Source organism: Burkholderia sp. Z1, assembly GCF_014893795.1.
In the GTDB taxonomy this organism is placed as follows: domain Bacteria; phylum Pseudomonadota; class Gammaproteobacteria; order Burkholderiales; family Burkholderiaceae; genus Burkholderia; species Burkholderia theae.
In genome coordinates, this window is the sequence record NZ_JACFYL010000001.1 from 2,159,824 (window position 1) to 2,173,750 (window position 13,927).

At 65.9% G+C, this 13,927-nt stretch carries 11 protein-coding genes; 1 reads left to right on the forward strand and 10 read right to left on the reverse strand.

Annotated features, from left to right (window positions below; genetic code table 11):
- Nucleotides 1-141 precede the first annotated feature (141 nt).
- The gene (locus H3H55_RS09965; RefSeq protein ID WP_193098499.1) at nt 142-2,469 is read left to right on the forward strand and encodes a Tex family protein; all 2,328 of its coding nucleotides are present in this window, start codon (nt 142-144) and stop codon (nt 2,467-2,469) included.
- Between the two features lie 221 nt (nt 2,470-2,690).
- On the opposite strand, the gene H3H55_RS09970 is transcribed toward H3H55_RS09965, so the two are convergent.
- The 10 genes from H3H55_RS09970 to der form a co-directional block, all read right to left on the reverse strand.
- Entirely contained in the window at nt 2,691-4,607 is a 1,917-nt protein-coding gene (locus H3H55_RS09970) for a potassium transporter Kup (protein WP_193098500.1), read from the reverse strand.
- A gap of 274 nt (nt 4,608-4,881) precedes the next feature.
- On the reverse strand, nt 4,882-5,478 hold the full coding sequence (locus H3H55_RS09975; protein ID WP_048246924.1) for a phosphoribosyltransferase: 597 nt from the start codon (nt 5,476-5,478) through the stop codon (nt 4,882-4,884).
- Nucleotides 5,479-5,484: 6 nt separating this feature from the next.
- Entirely contained in the window at nt 5,485-6,831 is a 1,347-nt protein-coding gene (locus tag H3H55_RS09980; protein WP_193098501.1) for an adenylosuccinate synthase, read from the reverse strand.
- Nucleotides 6,832-6,944: 113 nt separating this feature from the next.
- Nucleotides 6,945-8,093 (reverse strand): ATP phosphoribosyltransferase regulatory subunit, encoded by a 1,149-nt coding sequence (locus H3H55_RS09985; RefSeq protein ID WP_129512270.1) that lies wholly within the window; start codon nt 8,091-8,093, stop codon nt 6,945-6,947.
- A gap of 101 nt (nt 8,094-8,194) precedes the next feature.
- The gene (locus H3H55_RS09990) at nt 8,195-8,386 is read right to left on the reverse strand and encodes a DUF2065 domain-containing protein (RefSeq protein WP_009687995.1); all 192 of its coding nucleotides are present in this window, start codon (nt 8,384-8,386) and stop codon (nt 8,195-8,197) included.
- A 36-nt stretch (nt 8,387-8,422) separates the two neighbouring features.
- On the reverse strand, nt 8,423-9,322 hold the full coding sequence (gene hflC / locus H3H55_RS09995; protein WP_193098502.1) for a protease modulator HflC: 900 nt from the start codon (nt 9,320-9,322) through the stop codon (nt 8,423-8,425).
- A gap of 14 nt (nt 9,323-9,336) precedes the next feature.
- Complete coding sequence (hflK, locus tag H3H55_RS10000; RefSeq protein WP_193098503.1) at nt 9,337-10,677, reverse strand: FtsH protease activity modulator HflK; 1,341 nt, start codon at nt 10,675-10,677, stop codon at nt 9,337-9,339.
- Nucleotides 10,678-10,724: 47 nt separating this feature from the next.
- Nucleotides 10,725-11,888, reverse strand: coding sequence for a GTPase HflX (gene hflX, locus H3H55_RS10005; RefSeq protein ID WP_193099478.1), 1,164 nt, complete (start codon nt 11,886-11,888; stop codon nt 10,725-10,727).
- Between the two features lie 72 nt (nt 11,889-11,960).
- Entirely contained in the window at nt 11,961-12,200 is a 240-nt protein-coding gene (gene hfq / locus H3H55_RS10010) for an RNA chaperone Hfq (RefSeq protein ID WP_047901242.1), read from the reverse strand.
- A gap of 142 nt (nt 12,201-12,342) precedes the next feature.
- Nucleotides 12,343-13,680, reverse strand: coding sequence for a ribosome biogenesis GTPase Der (gene der / locus H3H55_RS10015; protein ID WP_048246912.1), 1,338 nt, complete (start codon nt 13,678-13,680; stop codon nt 12,343-12,345).
- Between the last annotated feature and the right edge of the window lie 247 nt (nt 13,681-13,927).

Consider the following 13,927-nt stretch of genomic DNA (forward strand, 5'->3'; position numbering starts at 1 on the left):
CCGGCTGGAGCCTCCGCCATTTATGGCAAAATGCCCCGCTTCACTCACCCGCGGCCTCAGGCCCGTCGGGCCCGCCACGCAGCCCGCCGCTTCGGGCCCGCCGGCCCGCGCCGCGATTTCAGCAGGCAGATCATCCACGACATGACGGAAACCGTAGCACTCAAGATCGTACAGCGCATCGCCACCGAACTGTCCGTCCAGCCGCGCCAGGTCGCGGCGGCCGTGCAACTTCTCGACGAAGGCTCGACCGTTCCGTTCATTGCCCGGTACCGCAAGGAAGTGACCGGCAACCTGGACGACACGCAATTGCGCCAGCTCGAGGAACGCCTCCTGTATCTGCGCGAACTCGAGGATCGCCGCGCGACGATCCTGTCGAGCATCGACGAACAGGGCAAGCTGACCGACGAACTGCGTGCCGCGATCGACGCGGCCGACAGCAAGCAGGTGCTCGAAGACCTTTATCTGCCGTACAAGCCGAAGCGCCGCACGCGTGCACAGATCGCCCGCGAAGCCGGCCTCGAGCCGCTCGCGCAGGCGCTGCTCGCGAATCCGCTGCTCGACCCGCAGGCCGAGGCGGCCGCGTATGTCGACGCCGACAAGGGCGTCGCCGACGTGAAGGCCGCGCTCGACGGCGCGCGCGACATCCTGTCCGAACAGTTCGGCGAAACGGCCGAGTTGCTCGGCAAGCTGCGCGACTACCTGCACAACCAGGGCGTCGTGTCGTCGGCCGTCGTCGAGGGCAAGGAAAACGAGGAAGGCGAGAAATTCCGCGACTATTACGACTACGCGGAAACGATCAAGACCGTGCCGTCGCACCGCGCGCTCGCGCTGTTCCGCGCGCGCAACGCGGGCGTGCTGACGGTCAAGCTCGGCCTCGGCGAAGAACTCGACGCACAGGTGCCGCATCCCGGCGAGGCGATGATCGCGCGCCATTTCGGCATCGCGAACCAGAATCGTCCGGCCGACAAATGGCTGTCGGACGTGTGCCGCTGGTGCTGGCGCGTGAAGGTACAGCCGCATATCGAGAACGAACTGCTCACGCAGCTGCGCGAAACGGCCGAAGCCGAAGCGATCCGCGTGTTCGCGCGCAACCTGAACGACCTGCTGCTCGCGGCACCGGCCGGCCCGAAGGCCGTGATCGGTCTCGACCCCGGCCTGCGTACGGGCGTGAAGGTCGCGGTCGTCGACCGCACCGGCAAGGTGCTCGCGACCGACACGATCTTTCCGCACGAGCCGCGCCGCGACTGGGATGGCTCGATCGCGAAACTCGCCCGCATCGCCGCACAGACGCAGGCCGAACTGATCAGCATCGGCAACGGCACCGCATCGCGCGAAACCGACAAGCTCGCGAGCGAACTGATCGCGAAACACCCCGAGCTGCGCCTGCAGAAGATCGTCGTGTCGGAAGCCGGCGCGTCGGTCTACTCGGCGTCCGAACTCGCGGCGAAGGAATTCCCCGAAATGGACGTGTCGCTGCGCGGCGCCGTGTCGATCGCGCGCCGCCTGCAGGACCCGCTCGCCGAGCTCGTGAAGATCGAGCCGAAGGCGATCGGCGTCGGCCAGTACCAGCACGACGTGAACCAGCGCGAACTCGCCCGCTCGCTCGACGCGGTCGTCGAGGATTGCGTGAACGCGGTCGGTGTCGACGCGAACACGGCATCGGCCCCGCTGCTCGCGCGCGTATCGGGCCTGAACGCGACGCTGGCGCGCAACATCGTCGATTACCGCGATGCAAACGGCCCGTTCCCGTCGCGCGAACACCTGCGCAAGGTGCCGCGCCTCGGCGACAAGACGTTCGAACAGGCTGCCGGCTTCCTGCGCATCAACGGCGGCGAGAATCCGCTCGACCGCTCGTCGGTGCACCCGGAAGCCTATCCGGTCGTCGAACGGATGCTCGCGAAGATCAACAAGCGCATCGACGACGTGCTCGGTAACCGTGACGCGCTGTCGGGCCTGTCCCCGACGGAATTTGTCGACGAACGTTTCGGCCTGCCGACCGTACGCGACATCCTGTCGGAACTGGAGAAGCCCGGCCGTGATCCGCGTCCGGAATTCAAGACCGCGACGTTCCGCGAAGGCGTCGAGAAAGTGTCGGATCTCGTGCCGGGCATGACACTCGAAGGGGTCGTGACGAACGTTGCCGCATTTGGCGCGTTCGTGGATATCGGCGTCCACCAGGACGGCCTCGTCCACGTGTCGGCGATGTCGACGAAGTTCATCAAGGACCCGCACGAAGTCGTGAAGGCCGGTCAGGTCGTCAAGGTCAAGGTGATCGACGTCGACGTGAAGCGTCAGCGCATTGCGCTGACGATGCGCCTCGACGACGACGCGGCAGCGCCCGGCATGTCGGCGCGCGGCGGCAGCCAGGATCGCGGCAATGCCGGACGCGGCGCCGCACGCCCGCCGCGCTCGCGCGAGCCGGAACCGGCCGGCGCGATGGCCGCGGCATTCGCGAAGCTGAAGCGCTGAGCACGCGAAAACCGTCGACGCACGAAAAGCCCGCCGAAAGGCGGGCTTTTTCATTGCGGCGGCGGACACGCAATCGGTTACCGGATCGGATTGGCTAGTGCGGAATACGCAGCGCCATGCGGCTGCGTTTGCGATTACGACCGGCGATGCGAACGATCGCGGCCGGTTCGAGCGGTCGACAGACGCGGCGCGCGGCCAGACGGCCCGCGCGCCGCGCCCGGTCAGATCTCGATCTTGGTGCCGAGCTCGACGACGCGGTTGGCCGGAATCGAGAAGAAGTCGGTCGGCTTCGCGGCGTTCTGGTGCATCCACGCGAACACGCGCTCGCGCCAGATCGACATTCCCGGCAGATGCGTCGGCACGACCGTTTCACGTGCGAGGAAGAACGACGTGTCCATCAGCTCGAACATCATGTCGTGCGTACGGCCGAATTCCTCGAGCACGGCCTTCACGTCCGGTGTCTCGTTGAAGCCGTACTCGGCCGTGACGATGTACAGCCCGCCGCCCGCATCACGCGCGCTCAGGCGCTTGTCGTCGCGCACGTAAGGAATGTCGCGCGTGACGAACGTCAGGAAAATGGTCCGCTCGTGCAGCACCTTGTTGTGCTTCAGGTTGTGCAGCAGGCTGACGGGCACGAGCTTGTCGTTACCGGTCAGGTAGATCGCGGTACCCGACACGCGATGCGGCGGATGCGCGAGCAGCCCCTGCAGGAACGGTTCGAGCGGAATGCCGTCGGCCGCGGTGCGCTCCTTGACGATGTGACGCCCCTTGTACCAGGTCATCAGCAGGAAGAACAGCAGCGCGCCGATGCCGAGCGGCAGCCAGCCGCCCTGCGCGACCTTCAGCAGGTTCGCGCCGAAGAAGCCGAGATCGACCACGAGGAACACGGCGATGATCGCGCCGACCAGCAGGCGGTTCCAGTTCCACACCTTCACCATCACGACGGCCGCGAGCACGGTCGTGATCACCATCGTCGCCGTCACCGCGATGCCGTACGCAGCCGCGAGGTTGTCGGAGCTCTTGAAGCCGACCACGATGCAGAGGATCACGAACAGCAGCAGCCAGTTCACGACCGGCACGTAGATCTGGCCGATCGCGAGTTCGGACGTATGCAGCACCTTCATGCGCGGCACGTAACCGAGCTGGATCGCCTGCGACGTCAGCGAATACGCCCCCGAGATCACGGCCTGCGACGCGATCACGGTCGCGACGGTCGACAGCACGACGAGCGGCAGCAGCCCCCATTCGGGCGCCAGCAGGAAGAACGGGTTTTCGATTGCCTTCGGGTTCTGGATCAGCAGCGCGCCCTGGCCGAAGTAGTTCAGCACCAGCGACGGCATCACGAGCCCGTATGCGGCGAGGCGGATCGGCTTGGCGCCGAAGTGGCCCATGTCCGCGTAGAGCGCTTCCGCGCCGGTCAGCACCAGCACGACCGAACCGAGCACGACGTAGGCCTGCAGCAGGTGATCGGCCATGAACGACGCCGCGTAGTACGGGTTGATTGCGGCGATGATGCCCGGCACGCGCACGATGTGGTACACGCCTAGCGCCGCGATCACGATGAACCACAGCACCATGATCGGGCCGAACAGCTTGCCGACCAGCGCGGTGCCGTGACGCTGGATCCAGAACAGCGCGATCAGGATCACGATCGTGATCGGCATCACGAGATGGGACAGGTGCGGCGTCGCGATTTCGAGGCCTTCGACCGCCGACATGACCGAGATCGCCGGCGTGATCACCGCGTCCCCGTAGAACATGCACGCGCCGAATATCCCCAGCGCCATCAGCGCACCCGCGACGCGGGTCTTCGAGTCGAGCGGCCGCAGCGACAGCGCCATCAGCGCGAGCACGCCGCCTTCGCCGTTGTTGTCAGCCCGCATCACGAACAGCAGGTACTTGATGCCGACCACCAGGATGATTGCCCAGAACAGCAGCGAGATCACGCCGAGAATCGAACCTTCGGTGAGCGGAATGCCGTGTGCGGGGCTGAACGCCTCCTTGAGCGAATACAGCGGGCTGGTGCCGATGTCGCCGAACACGACGCCGATGGCTGCTATCGCTAGCGCCCGCATCGAGTGTTGTTGCGTCGAATGCGGCGCGTGTGCTGCGTCGGTCGCGTGGATCGTGTCGTTCATATGAAGCGTAATAATCGGGTCCGGGTCGGACAAAACGAGCGCTATTCTACTCGCGCCCCCGTGAAACGCCGCCCTGCTCTGTTGCCGTGGAGCCACGTGATCCACGCCGCGCATGCAATCCGGCGCGAGCTGTGGCAGGGCTGCCATCATAGCCGGGGCTGCGCCGTCTGCCTACCGGATATGCAGAGCCCGTGGCGCGGCGCACCCGGCGCGCCAATGAAAAACGGCGCCGCAAGCGGCGCCGTACAAGGCTTTCCTTCAATCGGCCGGCCGCTTACGCGCCCGAACCGTCGCGCTGCGCGCGACCGCGCTTGATCCACGCCTCGAGGTTGTGCGGACGAACCGTGTCCCACTCCTCGAACGGCTGATGAATCCACGGATTCGTCGGCAGGAACTGCGTGTGATAGTCGGGCTTGACCTTCGAGCAACCCTTGTACCAGAGCACGGCCGAACGCACGGCCGTCACGGCCGGATAACGTTCCTTCAGGTGCTCCTGCACGCGCGCGAGCGTGACGCCCGAATCGACGAGATCGTCGACCAGCAGCACGTTGCCCGCGAGGTTGCCGCGCGTCATCGTGATGTACTGCGCGATGTCGAGGTCGCCCTGCTCGGTGCCGGCCGCCTCGCGGTACGAACTCGTCGCGAGGATCGCGAGCGGCACGTCATAAATACGCGACAGTTGATCGCCGACGCGCAGGCCGCCGCGCGCGAGGCACAGGATCTGGTCGAACTTCCAGCCCGATGCATGCACCTGGAGCGCGAGGAGCTCGATCAGACGGTGATACTCGTCCCAGCCTACCCACAGATTCTTGTCGTCGTTGCGCGGATCGGTCATCAAGTCTGCCGCCGTCATCGAAATTTGCTGCGTCATCTGGGGTTACACCTTGAACGGATGGCGGAGCAGGATCGTTTCGTCGCGGTCCGGGCCCGTCGACACCATGTCGACCGGCACGCCGGCCACTTCCTGGACACGGGTCAGGTAGGCCCGCGCGTTCGCCGGCAGTGCGTCCCACGTCTTGATGCCCACCGTGCTTTCCTTCCAGCCGGCGAACGTCTCGTACACGGGTTCGCAACGGGCCACGTCGGCTGCGCCGCGCGGCAGGATGTCGGCATCCTTGCCGTCGATCTTGTAGCCAACGCACAGCTTGACCTCGTCGAGACCGTCGAGCACGTCGAGCTTCGTCATGCACAGGCCCGACACGCCGTTGATCTGGATCGAGCGGCGCAGCGCGGCTGCATCGAGCCAGCCCGTGCGGCGCGGACGGCCGGTGACCGAACCGAATTCCTTGCCGACGTTCGCGAGCGTGACGCCGACCTGGTCCTGGCGCTGCGGGTTGTCCGCATCGTACAGTTCGCTCGGGAACGGACCCGAGCCGACGCGCGTGCAATACGCCTTCGTGATACCAAGGATGTAGTTGAGCTTCTGCGGACCCACGCCCGCGCCAGCCGACGCCGCACCCGCGACGCAGTTGCTCGACGTGACGAACGGATAGGTGCCGTGGTCGATGTCGAGCAGCGTGCCCTGCGCGCCTTCGAACAGCAGGTTCTGGCCCGCGTTGTTCGCGTCGTACAGGCGGCGCGACACATCGGCCACCATCGGCTTCAGGCGATCGGCATAACCGAGCATCGTGTCGAGCGTGGCCTGGAAGTCGACGGCCGCGCCACCCAGGTACTGGGTCAGCACGAAGTTGTGGAAATCGAGGTTTTCACGCAGGCGGTCGGCGAATGTCTTCGCGTCGAACAGGTCCTGCACGCGCAGTGCGCGGCGGCCGACCTTGTCTTCGTACGCGGGGCCGATACCGCGGCCCGTCGTGCCGATCTTGCCCGCGCCCTTGCGCGCTTCGCGCGCCTGGTCGATCGCGATGTGGTACGGCAGGATCAGCGTCGTGGCTTCGGAAATGAACAGACGGTCGCGCACGTTCACGCCGGCTTCTTCAAGCTCGCCGATTTCCTTGAACAGTGCTTCGGGGGACAGGACGACGCCGTTGCCGATGTAGCAGGCGACGCCTTCACGCATGATGCCCGACGGAATGAGGCGCAAGATCGTTTTCTTGCCGCCGATGATGAGGGTGTGGCCGGCGTTGTGGCCGCCCTGGAAACGCACGACGCCCTGAGCGTGGTCCGTCAGCCAGTCGACGATCTTGCCCTTGCCTTCATCACCCCATTGAGTTCCCACGACGACGACATTGCGCCCGGGAGTCACGTTCACTGCGCTGGCAGACATGTTGATTCGTTAGCTGGTTAAAAACGTATTCTACCTATGTTCGCGGGCGATTCCGAATTTTTCCGTTTCGCTTCAACGATATGCACGCCGAAGCACGGCCCGCGAACGCCTGTTTAACGGGGTTCGACCACCCATGCACCATCGCGCTCGACGAGCGAACGATCGCATGCAAACTCGTCGAGCACGTGGTCGTGGCCCGGCAGCGCCTGGATCACGACCTCGCCCGCATCGCGCAGCGCCGCGACGGCCGCGCGCAGCGCGTCGTCCTGCACCCACGGCGCGAGAATCGCGGTGCCGCGCGCCTCGATCGGCGAAATCCGGGCAAGTTCGCGCAGGTCGAGCGAGAAACCCGTTGCCGGTCGCGCACGGCCATACGCCTGGCCGACGTGGTCGTAACGGCCGCCGCGCGCGATCGCGTTCGGCACGCCGTCGATGTAGGCGCTGAACATCGCGCCGCTGTGGTACGCGTAGCCGCGCAGGTCGGCCAGGTCGATCGCCACTTCCACGCCCTTCGCCTGTGCGGCGAGCTGCGCCAGATCGTCGAGCGCCTGCGTGATTTCCGGCAGCACCGGCAACCGCGCACGCGCCTCGGCCAGCACGCTCGCGTCGCCGTAAAGGTGCGGCAGTGCGCGCAGCGCGGCGCGCGTATCGGCGCCGAGATCGTCGGTCAGTTCGTTCAGGAGCGGCACGTCCTTGCCCGACAGCGCGTCATACAGCGACTCGCCGCGCTCGGCGGCCTGCGCGTCGCGCGCGAGCAGCGCCGCGAGCACGCCCGCATGACCGAGGTCGAGACGGATGCGCGACAGGCCCGCCAGATGCAGCGCGTCGAGCATCAGCTGCTGGATCTCGAGATCGGCTTCCAGTCCGGCATGCCCGTAGATTTCGGCGCCGATCTGGATCTGCTCGCGCGTCGCGTGCAGGCCGCGCGGGCGCGTATGCATCACGTGGCCCGCATAGCAAAGACGCGTCACGCCCTGGCGGTTCAGCAGGTGCGCGTCGATCCGCGCGACCTGCGGCGTGATGTCGGCGCGCAGGCCGAGCGTGCGACCCGACAGCTGGTCGACCAGCTTGAAGGTGCGCAGGCGCAGATCGGCGCCGCCGCTCGTCAGCAGCGACTCGAGATACTCGAGCAGCGGCGGCATCACCATTTCGTAGCCGTACGAACGGAAGCGGTCGAGCAGCCTGCGACGCAGCTCTTCGATCTTGCGCGCTTCCGACGGCAGTACATCGGCGATATTCTCGGGAAGTAACCAGGTCGACATCGGTACGGTCCTACGACGGGAAACAGCGCGCGACACGCGCGCCGCGAGATGAATCGGAAATTCGGAATCGGGCGGGACGAACGGCGGATGCGCCGTCCGGATCAAGTGGCGAGCAGCAGCAGCACGAGCCCGAGCGCCATCACGATCAGCCCGCCGATCCGGATATGATGCGGCGGCCGCTCAGCTATTCTACGAAACGTGTCGCGCCAGGCGACGGGAAACACGAAAGGGAACGCCCCCTCGATAATCAGCATCAGCGCTACTGCGAGCAACAACGAGCCAGCCAGGTCCATGCGAGCGACGGCGCCGCTCGACGCGGCGCCCCAAGGTCAATGTTTGCGGGGAGCAGGCGCCGCCGGTGCGGCACCGCCCGTCGGGCTGCGCATGAAGCGGAAGAACTCGCTGTCGGGATCGACGACGATGATGTCGTTGCGCTTGAACGTATTCCGGTAGGCCTGCAGGCTCGCGTAGAACTGATAGAACTGCGGATCGCGGCCGAAGGCATCGGCGGCAATCGACGCGGCCTTCGCGTCACCCTCGCCCTTGATCGTCTGCGCGGACTTGTACGCGTTCGCGAGCACGGCCTGCTGTTCGCGTTCGGCGTCGGCCTTGATCTGCTCGACGTCGGCCGCGCCTTCCGCACGCACCTGCGCCGCCTGATCGCGCAGCGCGCCGATCATCCGCTGATAGACCGCGTCCGTCTGCGCAGCCGGCAGGTCCACGCGCGTCAACTGGACGTCGACCACGTCGACGCCGAAACCGGATGCCTTCTCCTTCGCCGCGTCGCGGGCCGCATCGGCGATCGCGCGCTGGCCGCCGAGCGCGTCGTCGAGCGCGCGCTTGCCGAACGCGTCGCCGAGTGCGCTCTTCAACACGCCAGCCAGGCGTTCGGTGGCCGCCGCCGGATCGCCGCCCGTCGCCGTGAAATACTTCATCGGATCGCTGATCCGGTATTTCACCGCATACGCGACGAGCAGGTCGTGCTTGTCTTCCGTGGCCAGTTGCAGCGGATCGGACGACTCGAGCGATTGCAGGCGCGTATCGATCAGCGTGGCCGTCTGCAGCGGCGGCGGCAGTTTGAAATGGATGCCGGGGCCCGCGAGTTCGGGCTGCGCGCCGTCGCGGCCCGACAGCACGGCCGCATGGCGTGGATCGACGGTGAGGACCGTCGAGGACGCCGCAAAGGCAACGATCACGATTGCGACGACGAGCGCAATGATTCGGTTCATGTTCTGCGCTCCCGTTACTTCAGATCGTCTTCGCGCGACCGGCTGCGAAACGCTTCGCGCGATCGCAGCACGTCACTGCCCGACGCTGCGGCGGCCGGTGCCGCGCTCGCGGATGCGGCAGCTGCCGGCGCGACAGCCGCCGGTGCCGACGCCGCATCGGGCGCGGATGCGCCGGTGGACGCCGCGGCGTTTTGCCGCCCCTGCTCGACGAGCTTGTCGAGCGGCAGATACACGACGCTATTGCCGCCCTTGTTGCCGACGAACACCTTCGTCGCGTTCGAATAGATTTCCTGCATCGTCTCGAGGTACATCCGCTCGCGGATCACTGCAGGCGCCTTCGAGTATTGCGCGTAGACCTGCTTGAAGCGGTCGGCATCGCCGTCGGCTTCCGTGACCACGCGATCGGCATACGCCTTCGCTTCGTCGACGAGCTTCGCGGCATCGCCCTGCGCCTTCGGCAGCAGGTCGTTTGCGTACGCCTGCGCGGCGCGCTTCGCGGCCTCGCGCTCGTCGCGCGCCTTCGCGACTTCGGCGTAGGCGGCCTGCGTCTGTTCGGGCGCCGCAACGCTTTGCATCGTGACGGCCGTCACCTCGAGCCCCGACTGATAGCGGTCGAGATCGCGCTGGATCGCGGCGGAAAGCTGCTCACGCAGCGCGTCGCGGTCCTGGCTCAGCACGTCGGCCGCGCTGCGCGTGCCGACGATCGCGCGCACCGCGGCCTGTGCGGCCTGCGATACGCTGCGCTCCGGGTCGACGCTGCGGAACAGGTAATCGGTCGCGGAACGGATGCGGTACTGGACGATGAAGCGCACGTCGACGATGTCGGCATCGCGCGTCAGCATCGCCGCTTCCTTCACGTTCGCGAGACGCACGACGTTGTTGCGGCCGATCTCGATCGAACGGACCTGCGACGTATCGACGATCTCGTGCGACGCGAACGGATACGGCGCGCGCCAGTGCACGCCCTGCCCGACCGTGCCCGACAGCTTGCCGAGCTGCAGCACGACGCCGGTCTGGCCTTCCTGCACGACGAACAGCCCGCTGCCCGCATAGACTGCGACCAGCACGCCGATCACGATGCCGACGCCGACCCGCGCGGCCCGCCCGTTGTCGGGACGGAAGCCGTTGCCGCCCTTGCCGCCGAAAAGGCCGCTCAGGCGCCGGTTGAAGTTGCGCCACATCTCGTCGAGATCGGGCGGACCATCACCGTCGCCGCTTTGCGGGCGCTTCGATTCGTTCGCACGGGGGCGGGATCCGTCTTTGCCATTGCTTTCGCCGCGTCCCCAGCGGGGATCGTTGATCGACAGCAAGGCGCGCATCCGCCGCCAGGTACTCCGCTCGTTGTATTCGTTCACCAGAGTTTGTTCACCAGATTAGACGCCGGCGTACCGGCCGGGACCGGTTAGCGCCCGTGTTCGGAAATCGTGTGGTCTTCGTGTGGTTCAGCGGACGCGCCGTCGAGCGGCATCGCGCCGGACAGGTGTTCCGCGGAGGCGATTTCGGCGATGGCGGCACGCAACGCGTCAAGACCCTGACCGGTGCGTGCGCTCAAAAAGACGCGCGAAATATTACCATACTCGTCCCGCTCAACCGCGTCGCCGCGGGCCGCCAGCTCAGGCACGGCGTCGATCTTGTTGAAGACCAGCACCTGCCGGATCGTGTCCGCGCCGATCTCGTGCAACACGCCGTTGACCTGCTCGATCTGTTCGAGCCGCACTGCACTCGACGCATCGACCACGTGCAGCAGCAGATCCGCGTGGATCGTTTCCTCGAGGGTCGCGCGGAACGCAGCGACGAGCTGGTGAGGCAGTTCACGGATGAACCCGACGGTATCCGACACGACGATCTGGCCGACCTCGTCACCAAGGTACACGCGCCGCGACGTCGTATCGAGCGTCGCGAACAGCTGGTCGGCCGCATATGCCTGCGCCTTCGTCAACGCATTGAACAGCGTCGACTTGCCCGCGTTCGTATAGCCGACGAGCGACACCGACATCGTGCCGCTGCGCGCGCGCTGCCGGCGTTGCGTGCTGTGTTGCCGGCGCAGCCGGTCGAGCCGCGACTTCAGCATCTTGATCCGCTCGCCGATCAGTCGGCGGTCGGTTTCGAGCTGGGTTTCGCCAGGACCGCGCAGGCCAATACCGCCCTTTTGCCGCTCGAGGTGGGTCCATGCGCGAATGAGTCGCGTCGACAGGTATTGAAGCTGCGCGAGTTCGACCTGCAGCTTGCCTTCGTGGCTGCGGGCACGCTGCGCGAAGATGTCGAGGATGAGGCTCGTGCGATCGATCACACGCCTGTTAAGTGCCCGCTCCAGATTGCGTTGCTGGGCCGGCGCCAGTGCGTGGTTGAAGATGACGAGTTCGGCGTTGTGCGCGTCGCAGGCAAGCCGCAGTTCTTCGGCTTTGCCGCTGCCGATGAACATCGCGGCATCGGGACTGGAGCGACGACCCGTGAGGGTGACGGCGGGATGGGCCCCCGCGCTGGAGGCGAGAAGACTGAGTTCTTCGAGACTGGCTTCGAAATCGGTCTTGCCGAAATCGATGCCGACGAGCGCTGCGTTGATCAAATTATCAGGTGTCAAGATAAGGCGGCTGGCATCGGTCGCTCGCGGCGACCGGATGCCGGCCGCTGCGATAGGTTAGGACGTAGCTTCCGCGTCCGGGTGGAAATTCACCGGGCGCGCCGGCACGACCGTCGAGATGGCGTGCTTGTAAACCATCTGGGTCACTGTATTACGGAGCAACACGACGTACTGGTCGAACGATTCAATGTTCCCTTGGAGCTTGATGCCATTGACGAGGTAGATCGAAACGGGAACGTGCTCTTTGCGCAGTGCGTTCAAAAACGGGTCTTGTAACAATTGCCCTTTGTTGCTCATGGCGTACTCCATCTTTTTTTGCAGGTTGATCTGGATTGGCGGCGAAGAAAAAGAGATCCGGCGCCAATCGCTACACTATAGCCGATTTTGCCTGCCCCGCCCGGGGCGTAGGCCTTGCGGCCTATCCCTTGCGGGGCGTGCTTCAGCCCTTGTCCGCGTACGGGTTGTTCGACGAACGGAACTCTATGCGCAATGGAGTCCCGATCAGTGAGAAAGTTTCGCGGAACCGGTTTTCCAGGTAGCGCTTGTACGTTTCCGTCACCGCGTCGAGCGCGTTACCGTGGATGACGATGATCGGCGGATTCTGGCCGCCCTGGTGCGCGTAGCGCAGCTTCGGACGCACCGGGCCGCGACGGCGCGGCTGCTGGAACTCGACAGCCTCGATCAGCGCGCGCGTGAGCTTCGGCGTCGGCAGCTTCGCCATCGCCGCCGCGTACGCGTCGTCGACCGAGCGCATCAGCGTGCCGATGCCCGTCTTCTTCGTCGCCGAAATGAAGTGCGATTTCGCGAAGTCGAGGAATTTCAGCTTGCGGGTCAAATCCGCTTTCGCACGATCGCGCGCGTGGTCGTCAAGCCCGTCCCACTTGTTGACGCCGATCACGAGCGCGCGGCCCTGCTCGACGACGAAGCCGGCGATGTGCGCGTCCTGATCGGAGATGTCCTGCTGCGCATCCAGCAGAAGAATGACGACGTTCGCATCCGAGATCGACTGCAGCGTCTTCACGACCGAGAACTTCTCGATCGCTTCGAACACCTTGCCGCGGCGCCGCAGGCCGGCCGTGTCGATCAACGTATATTTCTTGCCGTTACGCTCGAAGTCGACGTAGATCGAATCGCGCGTCGTGCCCGGCATGTCGAACGCGATCACGCGGTCCTCGCCGATCAGCGCGTTCACGAGCGTCGACTTGCCGACGTTCGGGCGGCCGACGATCGCGATCTTGATGCCGCGCGACGGGTCGTTCTCGTCCTCTTCCGCCGGACGGTCCGCGTACGCGACCTCCAGCGCCTCGTTGATCATGTCGGTCACGCCGTCGCCGTGCGCGGCCGAGATCGCGCGCGGGTCGCCGAGCCCGAGTTCGTAGAACTCGGACGCAACCGACGTGTACTTCATCCCCTCGGCCTTGTTGACGACCAGGAAGATCGGCCGGCCGGTCTTGCGCAGGTAGTCGGCGATCGACTTGTCCTGCGGCGCGAGCCCGTTGCGGCCATCGACAATGAACACGACGACGTCGGCTTCCTCGACGGCCTGGCGCGTCTGGCGCGCCATCTCGTGCAGGATGCCGTCCTTCGCGACGGGCTCGAAGCCGCCCGTATCGACGACCAGGTACGGCCGCTCGCCCGTCCGCCCCTCGCCGTAATGGCGATCGCGTGTCAGGCCCGGCAAGTCGGCGACCAGCGCATCGCGCGAACGCGTGAGCCGGTTGAACAGCGTGGATTTCCCCACATTGGGGCGCCCAACGAGGGCAATGACCGGTTTCATCTGTGTTTTCTACGGTGAAGCGCAGCAGCGGGAGGCCCGCTGCTGCGGGCGGCTGCGCTGAATGAAAATATCACGAATTCGCGCAGCGCCGGATGCGCGCGCCGGGCGCACGTTGCGCGCCGTCGTCTTTCGTCTCGAACTGCCTTTCAAATACCGAGCGGCCGGGAACACCGGCCGCCTTCAAATCGCACGGCCCGGGCGCGCGGGACAAGCCCGCCGCGCCACGGCCGCGCAGGTTTCCTGCTCG

Excerpts from the sequence above, each read along its gene's own strand:
- der (WP_048246912.1), bottom strand. The coding sequence starts at position 13,680 with ATGAAACCGGTCATTGCCCTCGTTGGGCGCCCCAATGTGGGGAAATCC.
- hfq (WP_047901242.1), bottom strand. The coding sequence starts at position 12,200 with ATGAGCAACAAAGGGCAATTGTTACAAGACCCGTTTTTGAACGCACTG.
- H3H55_RS09970 (WP_193098500.1), bottom strand. The coding sequence starts at position 4,607 with ATGAACGACACGATCCACGCGACCGACGCAGCACACGCGCCGCATTCG.
- H3H55_RS09990 (WP_009687995.1), bottom strand. The coding sequence starts at position 8,386 with ATGGACCTGGCTGGCTCGTTGTTGCTCGCAGTAGCGCTGATGCTGATT.
- H3H55_RS09965 (WP_193098499.1), top strand. The coding sequence starts at position 142 with ATGACGGAAACCGTAGCACTCAAGATCGTACAGCGCATCGCCACCGAA.
- H3H55_RS09975 (WP_048246924.1), bottom strand. The coding sequence starts at position 5,478 with ATGACGCAGCAAATTTCGATGACGGCGGCAGACTTGATGACCGATCCG.
- hflC (WP_193098502.1), bottom strand. The coding sequence starts at position 9,322 with ATGAACCGAATCATTGCGCTCGTCGTCGCAATCGTGATCGTTGCCTTT.
- H3H55_RS09980 (WP_193098501.1), bottom strand. The coding sequence starts at position 6,831 with ATGTCTGCCAGCGCAGTGAACGTGACTCCCGGGCGCAATGTCGTCGTC.
- H3H55_RS09985 (WP_129512270.1), bottom strand. The coding sequence starts at position 8,093 with ATGTCGACCTGGTTACTTCCCGAGAATATCGCCGATGTACTGCCGTCG.